We start from the raw sequence: 15,586 nt of genomic DNA, 5'->3' as shown, positions 1-15,586 counted from the left end.
ACCTACGACGGCGACCTCGACGCGGCGGAGGCGGGCGAGGCCGTCACGCTGACGCTCGACGCCGAGATCGACGTCTCCCGCGGCGACGTGCTGGCCGATCCCAAGGCTCGGCCGACGGTCGCCGACCAGTTCGCCGCCCGGCTCGTCTGGATGGCGGAAGACGCGCTGCTGCCGGGGCGGTCCTATCTGTTCAAATGCGGTTCGAAGACGGTCGGCGGGTCGGTCTCGACGATCCGCCACAAGATCGACGTCAATTCCTTCGCCAAGCTCGCCGCCGACACGCTGGCCCTGAACGAGGTGGCCCGCGTCGAAATCGCACTCGCCGAGCCGATCGCCTTCGATCCCTATTCGGAGAACCGCGAGACCGGCGCCTTCGTGGTGATCGACCGGCTGAGCAACGCGACGGTCGCCGCCGGCATGATCGAGCACGGGCTGCGCCGCGCCGACAACGTCCACTGGCAGGCGCTCGAGGTGACGCCTGCGGCGCGCGCCGCCCAGAAGGGACAGAAGGCGAAGATCGTCTGGTTCACCGGCCTCTCCGGCTCGGGCAAGTCGACGATCGCCAATCTGGTGGAGAAGAAGCTGGCGGCCTACGACCGTCACACCTTCCTGCTCGACGGCGACAACGTCCGCCACGGGCTGAACCGCGATCTCGGCTTCACCGATGCCGACCGGGTGGAGAACATCCGCCGTGTCGGCGAGGTGGCGAAGCTGATGACCGACGCCGGCCTGATCGTGCTGGTGTCGTTCATCTCGCCGTTCCGCGCCGAGCGCGACATGGTGCGGGCGATGGTCGGCGAGGGCGAGTTCGTCGAGGTCTTCGTCGACACGGCTCTGGCGGTCTGTGAAGCCCGCGACGTCAAGGGCCTCTACGCCAAGGCGAGAGCGGGGGCGATCCCGAACTTCACCGGCATCTCCAGCCCCTACGAGGCGCCGGAGAAGCCCGAAATCCGGATCGACACCACCGAGGTCACCCCCGAGGTCGCCGCCGACCGGGTCGTCAACGTGATCCTCGGCGAGAGCGACGACTGGTCGATCTGAGCCGCCACCGGGACAACGGACATTTCGCCGAGGTCGGTCGCGGCACGCGTACGTGCACGGCAAGACAACCACGAGCCCCTTGCAAAGAAGGCAGCGCGATCGGACGATGGGAGGATGCCAAATCACTGGAGATCATGAACAAAGCCATTTCGAGTTACATTTGGATACAAATATCGTGTACTCCATAAGCAAACGCACCAAACGCCCAACACGAGTCCCGTTCGATAATTGACCGAAATAATATTTTTCTCTACACGACACCACGCACCGCACATGAACTGACACGCGCGAACGAGGACTGCGACTTGAGGAAGCTGAAGCCTGAGATTTCCGACGTCGCGACGAGCATAAACTCGGTGGAGATCGACTATGGCGATTTCTCCACGGAGGTTTCGCTTACCAGACGCTCGCGCCTTCGCGTAACAGGCTTGGTACCGGAGCAACAATATCGAGTCGGCCTGACGCTACGCTGCGGGAGCGAAGAACAGTTCACTTATTTTCCGGCGCTCACGAGCATCGGTATAAACGGACACTGCGCCGAACTCGTCGAATTCGAGCTCGGCGATCAGAGCATCGAAGTCAATCAGTTGATCGGCACCACCTCCGATGAGGGAGAGTTGACGATCGATTTCGACTGTGAGTTCGGGACCGCGACGAAGCAAGATCCCGTGATTTTTCTTCAGAATATCGCGTGCGATCAATACTTCGAATACGCCGGCCATTCGGCGAAGAAAATCCATTTCGAAACCAACTGGCGCCCGCTCGGCCAGAATCTCCACCGCCCCGTGTTCGTGATCGGCCCCTATCGGTCGGGCACGAGCATAACCACCTGGGCCATCGGCCAGCACCCGAACATCGCGGCGCTCGACGAAACCAACTGGCTGCCGCTGACATTGCACGGCGCCATGGCGGGCTATGATCTCAGCCGCCGACGCGCCCAAGGATCCGCACCGGAAATCTATGATGTCCGGTTGGAGGACTATCTCAACGTCGTCGGAGAGGCGCTCGGGCGGTTTCACGGCACGATCGCCAGGGATCGCGCCCTGGGTTCGCTGTTCGAACTCAAGTCGGGAATGGCCAGAGGGTACAGCGAGAATTTTCAGCTGTTGAGAAGTCGCTGGAACCCGAAGAACCGGTGGGTGGACGGAACGCCCGAGAACACGTTTGCCTCACACTTGCTGGCCGAGGCGTTCCCGCATGCGCAGTTCATACTGCTGGTTCGCGACCCACGCAAAGTCATAGCGTCTCTTTGCCATTTCGATCGGATCGGCGGAGCGAAGCACGAACAAGCGAACGCCGTCCGACATTGGACGCGCTTCACGCAGATGCAGCTCGCTCTCCTGGACTCGATCGGCCCGGACAAAGCCCATCTGCTGTTCTTCGACGATCTCGCGAACGACCCCGAAGGAAAATTGCGCGAATGCTTCGATTTTCTCGGAGAGCCCTATTTTGCGAAAGCAAAGAACGCCTTTTCCGATAGAATCAACTCGTCGATGGTTGGAAAGAGCGATCACGAGGCATTGCAGGGCGATGAAATCTCCCTGTGCGACGCGGCCTATGCGTCGATTCGATCCGGAGCGTCCCATCGGACGATCGACTGGGGCAACAACAACATCGGGTCCATCGAGGATTTCTATCGCGACCTGACCGGACGCATGCTGAAGATCTTCATGTAATCGCACGCAGGTTCAGAAATATTCGGTTCAGCGGTGGCGCAACATCAGCGTATCGCGCAGAACCGCGAGAAAAACTCTGAACACGCCCCAGACGAGAATCGAGAGCGTCGCGATGAGGCTCATGTTCAAGAGACGCTGCGGGTAGGCCGGCGACTGAGAGACCGTGGGCTCCAGAAAGACCGACACCGCGACCTGCTGACCGGCACTCCGTGCGCGCCCTTCTTCGTTGCCCTTTCGGTAGAACGAGTAGAGCCTCTCGCTGAACTGTCGCTCGAGCTCCAACTCTTCGAACTTCGAGAAGATCGCGGCCGTCGACAGGGCCGCGTCGGATGGGTTGAGCATCGGCGCCGTCGCGGCGACGACCTGCTGGGCCGCAGCGGTCTCGCGAGCCGCCAGCGCATTCTCCACCGGACTGCTCGGCGTCACGCGCGATGCGAGGGAAGCGCGTTGAATGGCGAGCTTGATGCGTTCCTGCTCGGCGGAGACGACGAGCTTTCCCCACGAGTCCGCGACCGTCAACGGCGCGACATAGCCGGTCTGATCGCGAAACTCCTGCAAGGCGACGAGCGCACGGTGAAACCGCGCCGAGGCGTTGTCGAGGTCGCGCTGCGAGGCCCGCAGGCCGTCCTCACGGGCGCGCTCCGAGAAGGACCATGCCGCCCGAACCGCTTCCTGAACGATCTCTCGGCACAGGCGCAGGGCATCCTCGCGTCGGAACGCCTGCACACGCAGCGTGATGATGTCCGACGTCGTATCGATGCGCGCGGTCACGAACCGCTTCAGATAGAGCCAGACCCGATCGGGGGACGCGTCGCGGCCGATCCCGTCCAGCAGCCCCGCCTCTGCGCGCCCATACAGTTCTCTGACGTGCCCGTCCTCGTCGAGTGTCCGCACCAGGTTTCGACTGTGCAGGAAGTTCTCGATCACATAGGCTTCGATCCCGGAACTCCGCTCGGTCATCGCCTTGACCGCTTCGCCCTCGTCGAAGGCCCCGCCGACGGGACGCGCCACGAGTTTCGCCTCCGCGACGTAGCGATCGGCCGCGAAGAAGGCGAAATAGGTGCCGGCGACCAGATTGGGGACGACGATCAGGGCGACGATCAGCACCCGCTCGATCCAGGATCTCTCGAACCAGGACGTCGACGGACGTGGCGCGGGCTCCCGACGTCCGACGTCACCGTCGGTCAACAGTCGCATGGGATGCCGTTGCGGCTCGATGCTCATGGACGACCCATCAATCGGAATGGTCTTCGATCTCCTTGGCGACCAACGCGAGGCCGGCCCAGACGGACATTCCCAAGAGAAGTATCATGATCAAGGACCGCGGACGATCGGGGTAGTTCGAAAGCGAGGGCGGCGCCGGAGGCACATAGGGCTCGAGAAACAACCGACGCTGAGCCTGCCCGGACAGCGTGCCCTGCAGAATGTTCTGCGCCGCGGCGAACTCGTCTTCCGCGAACTGCCGCTGCACGGAGACGTCGGCGTATTCGGAAAGGACACGCGAAAGCGTCTGAGCGTCGCCGTCTCCGGCGCCACTGCGCGAGAGTTCGGACTTGATCTTCTCGATCTCGACGTCGATCGCAGCGATCGTGTCCTGCAAGGGCTTGGCCGTCGGCGCGTCTCCGGCACCGCTCTGCTGGAGAACCGAAAGCTGCGCCCCGACCAGTGACTTTCGCGCGATCAGCTTGAACAGTGCGACATAGGTCGCCTTGGTCGCCTTGTCGGCATCGATCACGCCGGCGCGCTCGCGAAACTGGCGCTCGCGCTCCTCGACCATCTCGAGCCGCCGGCTCGCTCGAAGAATCCCCTCGTCCGCCCGCACGCCGGCCTGCGCCCGCATGGACAGCATCTTCTCGTTCAAATACCGCTCGCTGAGCGTGATGACGACGCGGCTGAGCGCCAGAGCGTCGTCCTTGCGAAACGCCCGAACCTTCAGGATGGCCACGCCCGAAACCGGATCGATCGTCAGCGTCACCATGCGTCGCCAATAGGCGACCATCGCATCGCCCGACGGATCGGACGAGAGCCGCGCCCAGACATCCAGGCGCGGCCATCCGAACATGTCGCGCAGGTCGAGCCGCGTGGAGACCTCGTCGATCAGCGCCCGGGACCGCAGGTATTCGGCAACGAGGTAGGTTTCACGGCTGTTCGTGAGCCCGATGATCTCGGTCAGCGAGGTACCGGCAGCGATCTTCTCCGCCCCGGGCAGACGCTCCGTCAGTCCCCGCACGGCAAATCGGGTCTCGACCTCGTACTGATCCTGGGCGAGGAAGCGAAAATAGATCAGGCCGAGGGCGAACGGCAGAACGACACAGACGAGAAAGCTCCACCGATAGAATCCCCCGAAGCCGGAAGATTTGCCCGGAAGAGCGAAGCCCACGAGCCACCTCGACCCTTCCGACAGCGGGCTCTTTCGAACGGCCGATCGGAAGCCGTCCACGACGGTCGCGAGCCGACCGCGAACGCCGACCCTCGCCGGTAACGCCGCGTCGACTCGATCCAGATCGCCCGCCATGTCTCGGCCCCTGCATTCGCCCTTCAAAAGATGTCGTTCAGGGCCCGCTGGAAGGCAGGAACATCCAAGACGATATCGGCGTAGGCAAGGCCGAGCGGATGTTCCTTCGTGTCACAGAAAATCGTGAAGTGATTGTGCTGAACCATATCGGAGAGGAAACGATAGCCGACATCGTTCAACTCGCGGGGCGAAAATTCGAGGATGTTGCACCCGCGCTGAGCCCAGAGCGCATTCGTCAGGCCGGCGCCGTGAACGCCGACGATACTACGCGCCCGGCTGAAGACTTCGACTTGCTGCTCGAAAGACAGAGATCCGGGATCCACGATCAGGAACCCCCGCGCCTCCACCATCGCCAAGATTTCCGCCTCGTTGACAACGCGCCTGTGCGCCGCATTCTTGCGAGTGATGTAGATGTCGAGATCCTTGGGACGAGAGGCGTCGGCATACTTCGATTGCGCCCGATCCCTGAGGTCGTTCAAGAATTCCGGCGACCACCCGCAATGAAATATGCCCGTGTTGAAGCCGGGTCGCAGCGTCTGCAACGGCTCTTCGAATTCGAAACCCGGACAAGCCAGATGCTTGCAACGCATGACGATATCCGGCTGCGGCCAGAACATGTCGTCCGGCCCCAGATCGAAGAGTGCGAGCGAGGGGAGATGGAAGGGCTGATTGTTCGGGCCGACGATCCACCGCCGCCCACGAGACGATCCATACCGCTTCATCGCCCAGACGCGGGAAAGGCAGTCCATGATCCAATGGAAATACTGATAATTGAATCGATGATAGGCAAAGTTCAGATCTTCTTCGACGACGAGATCTTCGTTCCAGACCTGGTCACAGCGCCAGCGCCATCCGGTCGATCTGTCGACCCTGAAGAATTTCGAAAAGAATATCTGGCTGTGCCAGGTCGATTCGTCGATCAGGAACGGCTGCTCGCCGTTGACGAAGACGGCCTGCTCCGGCAGAAACACCGTCGCGTCGACATCACTCGTGATGGCGAGTTTGAACGAGGCCACGCAGTCGCGCAGGTGTTTCGGCCGCTCCTGCTGCAAACCATCGGCCGTATAGACCTCGCTCCCCGGACAATGCGCATCCGGGAGACGGACGTAAGAACGCAACGGCGTCGAAAAAGAAGCTTCCGAAACGATCTTGCGTGCGTCCAAGATTTGACCGAACTCGGAATGATCTTCATTGTTTTCAAGGCGGTCGCGGTGGTATGGCTTGATCCACATTTTCGAGATAACCCCGTCTTCGGTCGACGAGCCCATGGATACACCGAAGGCGTACGAGCGCAAAGAGTCCCCGCCTCTCAAAAGCGCGCACTCGCCGAACTGCGCCCATTGAAATCCCGACGGAATTCCGCGAGATCCGGCATCGTGGGAGGCATGTGCAATTGATGGATCACTCACGTCGCCTCGAAAGCCCAGTCGCCATCAATCGTCGCGTCATCGAGACACTCGTCGTTCGCGACATGAAGACGAGATTCGGCGGTTCGTACCTCGGCTTTCTGATGGCGATGACGATCCCGTTCTTCAACTTGCTCATCCTGTTTGCAGTCTATCTGCTCACGGGCCGAAGCGCCCCGCTGGGAACCGATACCTGGGCTTTTCTCGGCATCGCCGTACTCCCATTCATCCTGTTCATCTATCCATCGCGAATGATCATGTTGAGCATTGCTGTCAACAAGCCACTTCTCTATTTTCCGCGCGTGAAGATAATCGACCTAGTCGGCGCCCGCGTCATTACCGAACTGCTCGCAATGACACTCGTCACGTTTTCTTATATCGGCCTCCTGACCGTCATCGGCGTCGACATGGTGCCATACGATTACACGATATTCCTGGCCTCGATTGGCCAGACGCTGTTTCTCGGTGTCGCCGTCGGGGTGTTCAACGCCGTCATCGCAACGCTGGTGCCCTTCTGGATCTTCATATTCAACGTCTCGGCTCCGCTGATCTTCCTGCTGTCGGCGATATTGATATTGCCCGATGCAGTACCCGACAAATATCGCATCATTTTCGAATACAACCCGCTTGCGCAATGCGTGGAATTGATGCGGTCGGGTTTTTACGAGACCTACCAGAGCTCGATACTCGATCCATATTATCCGCTGACGTTCTCGATAGTCACTTTGGCGTTAGGTTTGCTGCTGGCTCGATTAATGCGTTCTCGGCTACTCGCCATCTGATATAGTAATGAAATGGGCTTCTGCGCGGCCGCCCCACCCTTGGTCGCCCCTGAGACTCTCCCTAGACGGCGAGTCCGACGACCGCCCTCGGCAAGGCAACTTCAGCTTTTTTGCGCTTCCCACGGCGACCTGCAACGGCGTAAGATCGAGAGAAGCGATCAAATGAGAGATAATATAATGAAAATTTCACAAGGTCAAAATACGGAGTTCGATAATTCATTTTCGTCTTTAGACGATTGGCGACAATACATTTCAGATAATACGTGGGTATTTGACAGAGAGTACATTGAAAATTCTGTAAAAAAGGCACTTACTGACGGATTTGTCGATCCGCTGTGCGGATACATCCACCCAAGTAAAGTTATTATGTCAAGTAACAACTACAGAGAGAGTATAGTCGGAAATAGATTCAATCCAAGATACAGGGCCGTTGCGCATATTCTTTTGGAAGAGATTATTTCGCTCGGTCCAAAATTGAATATTTACATGTCAGAGCATCTATCTCCATTCGCCGATCGAGTTCGTGAAGTTATAGAATTTACCGGTAGTGAATATCTGCCCACCGAAACTCATATTGCGGCACATCCGGGCATAAGACATGAAGACGTAACGAATTTCACGTTCGAAGATGAAGAGTTTGACTGCTACGTCTCGAATGAAGTTCTAGAGCATGTTTCCGATCTGCCGGCCGCAATTACCGAGGCCCATCGTATTTTGAAACCGGATGGGCTGTTTTTCGGTACGTTTCCGTTTGCCTACATGCAACGCGAATCGAACGTAAAGGCTCGCATTTCGGGTGGAGAGGTCGAATATCTGACCGAGCCCGAATACCACGGCAATCCAGTCGATCCGTCCGGAGGAAGCCTCGTCTTCACAATTCCGGGATGGGATATTCTCGATCAGGGGCGTGAAGTCGGCTTCAAACAGGCGGAAATTCGGTTCATCTCCTCCCGACGACATGCAGTATTTGGAACCGAAATCGCTGGAATTCTTGCTTTTTGTATGCGGAAATAGTGGTCCGATCACACGAAGCCGAGAGCGCATTGGTCTTATGACTTCAGGTTGAACGAAGTCTCCATTGCACTTTTCAGTCAACGGCGTGATGGACATCCATCCACGGGATCGATGGGAGCCCTATTTAGGGATCAGAACGTTAGTGGGAGAAGCCTGCTCAGCACGGTTTCAGACGCCGAGGGAGCAACCAACGAAGATCCTGAGTGAGAAAATCCCCAAAGGCGCACCGGCTGCCAAACCGCTGAAAGGCGGAGCTTTGCCGCAAAATCCACTCGAGAGTTTGCTGAGCCGCCTTTTGCCATTCGGTGTTACATTGGCGAGTCCATGCTCGCCTACTATCGCAATGTGTTGGCAGCTCGGGACGCGACCGGATCGAATTGAGCCGTGATCGCGATACACTGAGCCCGACGCGCCTGCTGGTCCGGCGCCTGGTCGAGAACGGTCGCCCTCCCGTCGTGCAAGCCGAAGGTACGTGTTGATGGAATCGCTGGCCTCCGTCGAGGCGGGAACATTCGGCTCCGGCGCCATGACCCCGCGGCGCGTCGGTCTGCTTCGCAACGCGGCGGCGCTGTCGGCCGAGCTGCGCATCGTGGCGCGCCGGTCGCGCGCCGATCAGCTCCGCGCGATGCCTCGCCCCTCGCTCTTCGGCCGCGCGCTCGAGACCGTGCTCACCGAACTGCGCGGTGCCCGGTCCGTCGCCGTCTGGAGCTTCGTGGCCTTCTGCGTGGTTCCCACCATCGTGGGCACGCTCTATTGGTCCCTGGTCGCGTCCGACCAGTACATTTCCGAGGCGCGCTTCGCGGTGCGCGCAGGCGAACGCGCCTCCATCGACGCGATCGCCAGCGTCGGCCTCGCGACCGTCCGTCAGGCCCAGGACACGCTGATCGTCCTCGACTACGTCAAGAGCCGGGCGATCGTCGACGAACTCGAAAAGCGCGTGGGTCTGCGAAACCGATTTTCCCGCGACGGGATCGACTACCTCTCGCGCTTCAGGTCGGACGATTCCGTCGAGGCCCTGGAGCGGTTCTGGCGCGCCAGGATCAAGACCGCCGTCGAGTCGACGTCCGGCATCGTCACGGTCGAAGTGCGCGCCTTCTCGCCGGAGGACAGCCTGGCACTGGCTCGCGGCGTGTTCACGCTCAGCGAGGAACTGGTCAACAACCTCTCGGAGCGCTCGCGCCGCGACATGGTGAGCGAGGCGCAGAAGAACCTCGCGGCGGCGGAAACCAAGCTCAAGTCCGTCCTCATGCGCATGCGCGACTGGCGAACCCAGACGGGGATCATCGATCCGCGCAAGCAGGCCGAAGGCGTCAACAAGATCATCGAAGATCTGAAGCAGGACAGAATCACGATCGAACAGGACATGAACGCCACGCATCATGTCATTTCCGAGAGTGCCCCGCAGAACCAGCTCGCCCGAGCTCGAATCCGAGCCATCGATCAGCAGATCGAACTCCTCCAGAGCCGTCTCACCGCGCCCGACGGAACCAACGCCCCGACGATTGCCGGTGCGATCGTGCAGTTCGACCGCCTCGAACTCGAGCGTCGGGTCGCCGAAGCGCAATATGCGGCGGCAGCGGTCGCCTTCGAACGCGCGAACACGGCGATCCAACGCCAGATCGTCTACCTGACCCCCATCGTCGAACCGGTCCTTCCGCAGGAAAGCCTCTATCCCCATCGACTCTGGTTCGCGCTGGCCACCGCCGCCGCCGCCTTCGTCGCATGGATGCTGGGCTTCGGCGCCTGGACGACGGCATCGCGCCACCTGCGCTGAAGGGGTCCCGATGATCGAACTCGATCGAGTGACCAAGGTCTACAAGTCCAAGCTCCACACCAAGATCGTGGTCGACGACGTCACGATCGCGCTCGACCCCGGCAAGGCCTATGGCATCCTGGGCCAGAACGGCGCCGGCAAATCGACGCTCCTCCGGATGATCGCCGGCACGGAGATGCCCACGCGCGGGCGGATCCGACGCGGTGTGCGCGTGTCTTGGCCCCTCGGTTTCTCCGGCGGCTTCCACCCCGACATGACCGGCCGGGAGAACGTCGTCTTCGTCGCGCGCATCTATGGCGCCGATGTCCGGCAAGTCATCGACTTCGTGGCCGATTTCGCCGAACTCGGCGTCTATCTCGACGTTGCCGTGAAGACCTATTCGTCGGGCATGATGGCGCGCCTCGCCTTCGGCCTGTCCATGGCCATCGACTTCGACTGCTATCTCATCGACGAGGTGACCGCCGTCGGCGATTCACGCTTCCAACTTCGGTGCGCGGAAGCGTTCGCGGCCAGACGTTCCAAGAGCGGCATCATCATGGTCAGCCACTCGATCGGGACGATCAAGGAATATTGCGGCGACGGCGTCGTCTTGAAAGACGGGAAACTTTTGACCTTCGACCAGCTCGACGACGCCATCGAATATTACAAGGTCAATCTATGAATTGACGATCGGGAACTCGCGCTTCTTCAGCACGACGATGTCCTGGAAATCATGAATGGCCGCCGGGGCGATCTGCACGATCTCGAAATGGCGCGTCCACTCTCGTTCGACGTAGTCCTTCGAAATGAACGTGATCCCGTACTGATAGATCGCCGTCGTCAGGTGCCCCTCCTGACGAATAAAGGCATAGCCCGACCCGCCGTCGAGCGCGACGCGCGCGGCGCGGATGTCCGCCTCCGGAACGGCGATCATCGCCGCGATCGACGGCTCGGTCTCCGCGCGATGCAACACTCGCTCGCCCGAAATCGTGACGAAGGCGAGCCCCCCCGGCGCCATGACGCGGGCCAGTTCATTCAGATAGAAGACGTGGTCCGCCTCGCAGAGATGCGTGAACACCGAAATGCTCACGACACCGTCGAAGCACTCGTCGGCGAAGGGAAGCGCCTTCCCGGGCTCGCTCGCATGGGCATCGACCCAAGGCAGGTTCGCCGAAACCCATGCGATGTTGGCGCGGTCGACGTCGACACCGACATAGTCGCCACCGAAACCCTTGAAGAGCCGGGCCACGCGCCCGACACCGACGCCGAAGTCGAGCAGCTTGTGGATCGCATTGAGCGGCTTCGGGCTGACGCCGGCCAGGGCCTTGACGATCTCCACGCCATGCCAAGCGAAATGCGTCGGTTCGTCGAGCCCCGAGGTCGAATGAGACAGCGGTGCCGGGGGAAACGGTGCGAGGAAATGCTCGGTCCAGAACTCGCCCGGCATCCAACGCCAGTTGAGATCGAGCCAGGCCTCGAGATCGCCCTGCATACCGGCGCGCGCCGTCAGCGCATCGGGACCGAGCGCCGCATCGAAGTGCCCGCGCATGCGCGCGCCCACGTCCGTGCGCCGCGGCCGCGCGACATAGAGGCGGTGTGTGGAGGGGATGACGCCGTCGCGGATCATCTGCTGTTCACAGGCAAACAGTGCCGAGAGGACCGCACGCCCCTCCTCCTGCTCGTCCATCGCCGCATCGAGACATCCCGAACCGAAGATCGGGGCGAGCAGCGTTCCGCCGCGCGCCCACTGCTCGACGACCTCGAAATGAACGCGCAGCGTCGAGTCGATCTGATCCGAAGCGACGGCCTCGGAAGGGTCGGTCGCCTGCAGGGCGACCGCATCGCACCGATGGACGCGATCCCGCAGTCGCCAACGCGCCGGAACCAGCGAGAGCAGCTCGTTCGCGAGGCGCATCGTCGTGTCGTCCCACTGGAACCGGACCGGGCCGACGTAATCGGTGAGGAAGAACACGCCGTCGGGCGCGAGCGCGCCGGCGATCGACGCGAAGCAGACGTCGAGATTCGCGATGTGGTGCATCGATCCGATGGCGAAGGCGGCGTCGTAGGTCGAACGCGGCAGCGCATCGGGGATGTTGAGGTCACACTCGATGAAACGACAGCGTTCGTCGGAACCGAGCCCGTCGAGGACTCTCTGCCGCGCCATCTGCAGCGAACCGCGCGAGATGTCGTAGGCGTCCGCCTGCAACTCGGGGAAGTGCGCCACCAGCGGATAGAGGAGAACACCGTCTCCGCAGCCCAGATCGGCGACCTTCCCGAACGGGCCGTACTTTTCGACGAACCAGGTGACGGGACTGAGATCGCCCTGCCCCGTCGTCAGCCGATTGAGTTCCGCCTGGATCGGTGCCGGGCTCTCCCAGTGGGAGAACGGATCGCGGTGCCGCCCGACGTTCTTGTCCCAGAATCGAGCGACATCGCGTGCAGTGGCGGCGGAATGGCCCGAACCGCCCTGTTCCACCGATGCCGGCCGAATGAGACCGCCGAGGCTACGCGCCCAATTCAGCACCGCATTCACCTCAATTCGCGTCAGGGGCGAGACCACCCGCGGCAACCCCCAGGCGGGAACTGATAGTCATTCCGCTCCTCCTTGTCCATCAAACGCCGGCCGGAACACGGGTCTGTGACGCGCCTCGCGAGGTCTGTCGCGGCCTTGTCCGTCAGGGTCGGTGACGTTTGGGAAACGCCGTCGATCGCGCCGGATCACCGGCGGCAATTGTTCGACATTTCGTCGCCGCGTTCATGTAAGTTGCGGCGCATGGAGCGCCCCCCATTCTCCCGAGCAACCAATGCCGCGACTGCGTGATCTTTCGACCCGTCTGAAAGCCCTCTGGCGCCGCGAGAAGGCATTGAGCAGTCGCCCGGTCTTCGACACGCAGCGGCAGATCATGCGCGCCGACGTCTCTCCGGCGGTTCTCGCCGAGGGACTGTTGCGCGCCGCGGTCGGTCGTTTCACGCGGTCGCGACGAACCGTCTACGAAGTGAAGCGCCTGCACCCGCCGCTGGCCCACCGGCCTCGCATCGTCCACTTCATTCCGAACGTGTTCGTCGGCGGCTCGACGCAGCTGTTGGTCGACCTGCACGACCACCTCGGCCATGCCTACGACATGAGCGTGATCACCGCCGCTCTGCCCCGTCGAGGCCGCCACGTCGGGATGGACATTCATGTCCATCCGCTTCCGGGCTCGCGAGAGGCCATGACGGAGGAGTTGCGCCGCCTCGCGCCCGACCTCGTCCACGTTCACTATTGGGGCTCCACCGACGATTGTTGGTACGAGGCGGCCTTCGCGGCGGCCGAAGCCGTCGGTATCGGCGTCGTTCAGAACATCAACACCCCCGTTCCGCGCTTCGTGTCGAAGAGCATCGTCCAGGACATCTTCGTTTCGCATTCGGCTCTGGGGGTCGGCGGCACCGCGGCGCACGTCCCCGCCGCCGTCGTCTACCCCGCGATCGACCTGCGTCGTTTCTCGGAGCGTCCCTTCGCTCCCCATGCCGAGGATTCCATCGGCATGGTCTATCGGCTGGAGCGAGACAAACTCGACGACACGTCCATCAGACCGTTCATCGAGGTCGCGAGGCTTCGGCCACGGACGCGCTGCTTCATCATCGGCGACGGTTCGCTGTTCGATTCGTTCGTCCGTCAGGTGAACGAGGCCGGCGTCGGCGCGAATTTCGTCTTCACCGGAACGGTCCCCTATGGGGATCTACCCGAGTGGTACAGGCAGTTCCGGGTCTTCGTCGCACCCGTGCACCAGGAGAGCTTCGGCCAGGTGACGCCGTTTGCGATGGCGATGGGGCTCGCCGTCGCGGGAAGCCACGAGGGCGCGCTGCCGGAGATCCTCGAGAGCGACGCGACGCTGGGTCGAAATCTGAGCGAAACCGTCCGATGCATCCTGGACCTGCTCGACGATCCCGACCGCCTCGAGACGCTCGGGGCTCGCAATCGCGAGATCGCTCTGCGCCGCTTCGACGTCGACGTCATGGCGGAGGCCTATGGGGCGATCTATGCGGCCCGGCTGCCGCGTCGCCCGCCGGATCCGTGACCCTCGAGGTCGCTCTCTCGCTTACGAGCCCGACCGATCACGGTCGACGCACGGCAAGCCAGGTCGAGACGACGTCGTCGAGCGCGTCGTCACCGATGAGGCGCCCGGCGATTCCGGCCCGCCGCGCCGCTTCGACGTCGTGGGGCATGTCGCCGATCAGGAGACTGGCCTCGCGGTCGATATCCCAATGCGCCAGAAGGTCGACGAGCATGCCGGGCTCGGGCTTCCGCCACGACGATGCCGTCGCGTAGTCGGCGACGGTCCCCTCCGGATGGAAGGGGCAATAGCGAAAGTCGTCGATGTGCGCTCCGACCTTCGCCAGTTCGGTCTGAATGTGCCCATGCAGAGCCGCGACATCGGCTTCGCCATAGTACCCACGCGCCACGCCCGCCTGATTGGTCACCACGAAGACGAAGACCCCGGCGTCGTTGAGAGCGCGAATCGCACGCTCGACACCCGGCCGCCACACGAAGCGATCGACGGTTCCGACATAGCCGTAGTCTTCGTTGATCACCCCGTCGCGATCGAGAAACACCGCCGGACGGCGGAAATGGCGCGGAACGGTCTCCGACGCTTCCTCGAAGGAATCGGGCACGCCGATGTCGATGAAGAAGCCGTCGCTCGGCACCCCCGTCACGTGCCCGCTCGCGGCGAGAACCGGGAAGACGTCCTGTTCGATCGAACATTCGGAACGCAGGAAATCGATGATCCGGCGGGACAGGACATAGACACCGCCGTTGACGAGGCAGGGGCCCGGGTTCGCCGGCCGCGCGGCAAAGCGCGACACGCGATCGCCGTCACACTCCACCACACCGAACCGCGCGGCATCCGGCAACTGACGAAGCGCCAGCGTGGCGATCGCATCGTCGTTGGAACGCGCCGCCGACCAGAGCCCCAGGAGATTGATGTCGAAGAGAGAATCCCCATTGAGCATCAGGAACCGTTCGTCCAGCCGGTGGCGCGCCTGCCAGAGCGCACCGCCCGTTCCGGCGGGCCGCGGCTCGATCTCGACGGCGATCTCGATGCCGAGACGCGCGGCCTCGACCTCGGCGAAGTCGACCACCTGCTGCGCCTCGAAGCCGGCGAGGAGGACGACCTCCTCGACGCCGTGCCTCACCAACTCCCCGAGCACCCAGCTAAGAAAGGGCCGCCCACCGATCTGCAGCAGCGGCTTCGGCGTGGCCCGCGTCAGCGGACCCAGGCGGCTCCCCATGCCGCCACACAGGACGACGGCCTGCCTCGGAACCAGATCCATTCTCAGTGCTCCGTCTCGGAAGAAAAGTCCGCCTCACCCGGCGCGCAGACGGCGGCGCAACGACGATGCGCGCCGGCCGGAAACGC

At 62.0% G+C, this 15,586-nt stretch carries 12 protein-coding genes; 7 read left to right on the top strand and 5 right to left on the bottom strand.

Annotated features, from left to right (window positions below; genetic code table 11):
- Together cysC and ACT541_RS20025 are read left to right on the top strand one after the other, a co-directional pair.
- Nucleotides 1-1,041 (top strand): adenylyl-sulfate kinase (gene cysC, locus ACT541_RS20030; RefSeq protein ID WP_476139072.1); only part of this gene is annotated, 1,041 nt, incomplete at its 5' end.
- Between the two features lie 305 nt (nucleotides 1,042-1,346).
- On the top strand, nucleotides 1,347-2,717 hold the full coding sequence (locus tag ACT541_RS20025) for a sulfotransferase family protein (RefSeq protein WP_476139070.1): 1,371 nt from the start codon (nucleotides 1,347-1,349) through the stop codon (nucleotides 2,715-2,717).
- A gap of 27 nt (nucleotides 2,718-2,744) precedes the next feature.
- On the opposite strand, the gene ACT541_RS20020 is transcribed toward ACT541_RS20025, so the two are convergent.
- From ACT541_RS20020 to ACT541_RS20010, 3 genes are read right to left on the bottom strand one after another with little or no spacing between them, the layout of a single operon-like run.
- Nucleotides 2,745-3,941 (bottom strand): KpsE/RkpR family capsule polysaccharide export protein, encoded by a 1,197-nt coding sequence (locus tag ACT541_RS20020; protein ID WP_476139068.1) that lies wholly within the window; start codon nucleotides 3,939-3,941, stop codon nucleotides 2,745-2,747.
- 10 nt (nucleotides 3,942-3,951) lie between these two features.
- The gene (locus ACT541_RS20015; protein ID WP_476139066.1) at nucleotides 3,952-5,232 is read right to left on the bottom strand and encodes a KpsE/RkpR family capsule polysaccharide export protein; all 1,281 of its coding nucleotides are present in this window, start codon (nucleotides 5,230-5,232) and stop codon (nucleotides 3,952-3,954) included.
- Nucleotides 5,233-5,255: 23 nt separating this feature from the next.
- The gene (locus ACT541_RS20010) at nucleotides 5,256-6,500 is read right to left on the bottom strand and encodes a glycosyltransferase family 61 protein (RefSeq protein WP_476139064.1); all 1,245 of its coding nucleotides are present in this window, start codon (nucleotides 6,498-6,500) and stop codon (nucleotides 5,256-5,258) included.
- A gap of 128 nt (nucleotides 6,501-6,628) precedes the next feature.
- Between ACT541_RS20010 and ACT541_RS20005 the strand changes: the two genes are divergently transcribed.
- From ACT541_RS20005 to ACT541_RS19990, 4 genes are all read left to right on the top strand, one after another.
- Entirely contained in the window at nucleotides 6,629-7,420 is a 792-nt protein-coding gene (locus tag ACT541_RS20005; protein ID WP_476139062.1) for an ABC transporter permease, read from the top strand.
- Between the two features lie 177 nt (nucleotides 7,421-7,597).
- A complete protein-coding gene (locus ACT541_RS20000; RefSeq protein WP_476139060.1) occupies nucleotides 7,598-8,434 on the top strand; it encodes a methyltransferase domain-containing protein in 837 nt (278 codons plus the stop codon).
- Between the two features lie 478 nt (nucleotides 8,435-8,912).
- Nucleotides 8,913-10,208 (top strand): KpsE/RkpR family capsule polysaccharide export protein, encoded by a 1,296-nt coding sequence (locus ACT541_RS19995; protein ID WP_476139058.1) that lies wholly within the window; start codon nucleotides 8,913-8,915, stop codon nucleotides 10,206-10,208.
- 10 nt (nucleotides 10,209-10,218) lie between these two features.
- The gene (locus ACT541_RS19990) at nucleotides 10,219-10,869 is read left to right on the top strand and encodes an ABC transporter ATP-binding protein (protein ID WP_476139056.1); all 651 of its coding nucleotides are present in this window, start codon (nucleotides 10,219-10,221) and stop codon (nucleotides 10,867-10,869) included.
- Here ACT541_RS19990 and ACT541_RS19985 read toward each other — a convergent pair.
- On the bottom strand, nucleotides 10,864-12,747 hold the full coding sequence (locus ACT541_RS19985) for a methyltransferase domain-containing protein (protein WP_476139054.1): 1,884 nt from the start codon (nucleotides 12,745-12,747) through the stop codon (nucleotides 10,864-10,866). The two genes, ACT541_RS19990 and ACT541_RS19985, sit on opposite strands and share 6 nt — an antisense overlap.
- Before the next feature lie 304 nt (nucleotides 12,748-13,051).
- On the opposite strand from ACT541_RS19985, the gene ACT541_RS19980 reads away from it, so the two are divergent.
- The gene (locus ACT541_RS19980; protein WP_476139052.1) at nucleotides 13,052-14,245 is read left to right on the top strand and encodes a glycosyltransferase family 4 protein; all 1,194 of its coding nucleotides are present in this window, start codon (nucleotides 13,052-13,054) and stop codon (nucleotides 14,243-14,245) included.
- A 37-nt stretch (nucleotides 14,246-14,282) separates the two neighbouring features.
- On the opposite strand, the gene ACT541_RS19975 is transcribed toward ACT541_RS19980, so the two are convergent.
- Nucleotides 14,283-15,500, bottom strand: a complete 1,218-nt coding sequence (locus ACT541_RS19975; protein ID WP_476139050.1) for an HAD-IIIA family hydrolase — start codon at nucleotides 15,498-15,500, stop codon at nucleotides 14,283-14,285.
- Between the last annotated feature and the right edge of the window lie 86 nt (nucleotides 15,501-15,586).

The sequence above is a fragment of the Pinisolibacter sp. DMC100 genome (genome assembly GCF_056313705.1).
Note: the sequence above shows the minus strand (reverse complement) of the source record. Positions and strands in the feature narration are given on the sequence as shown.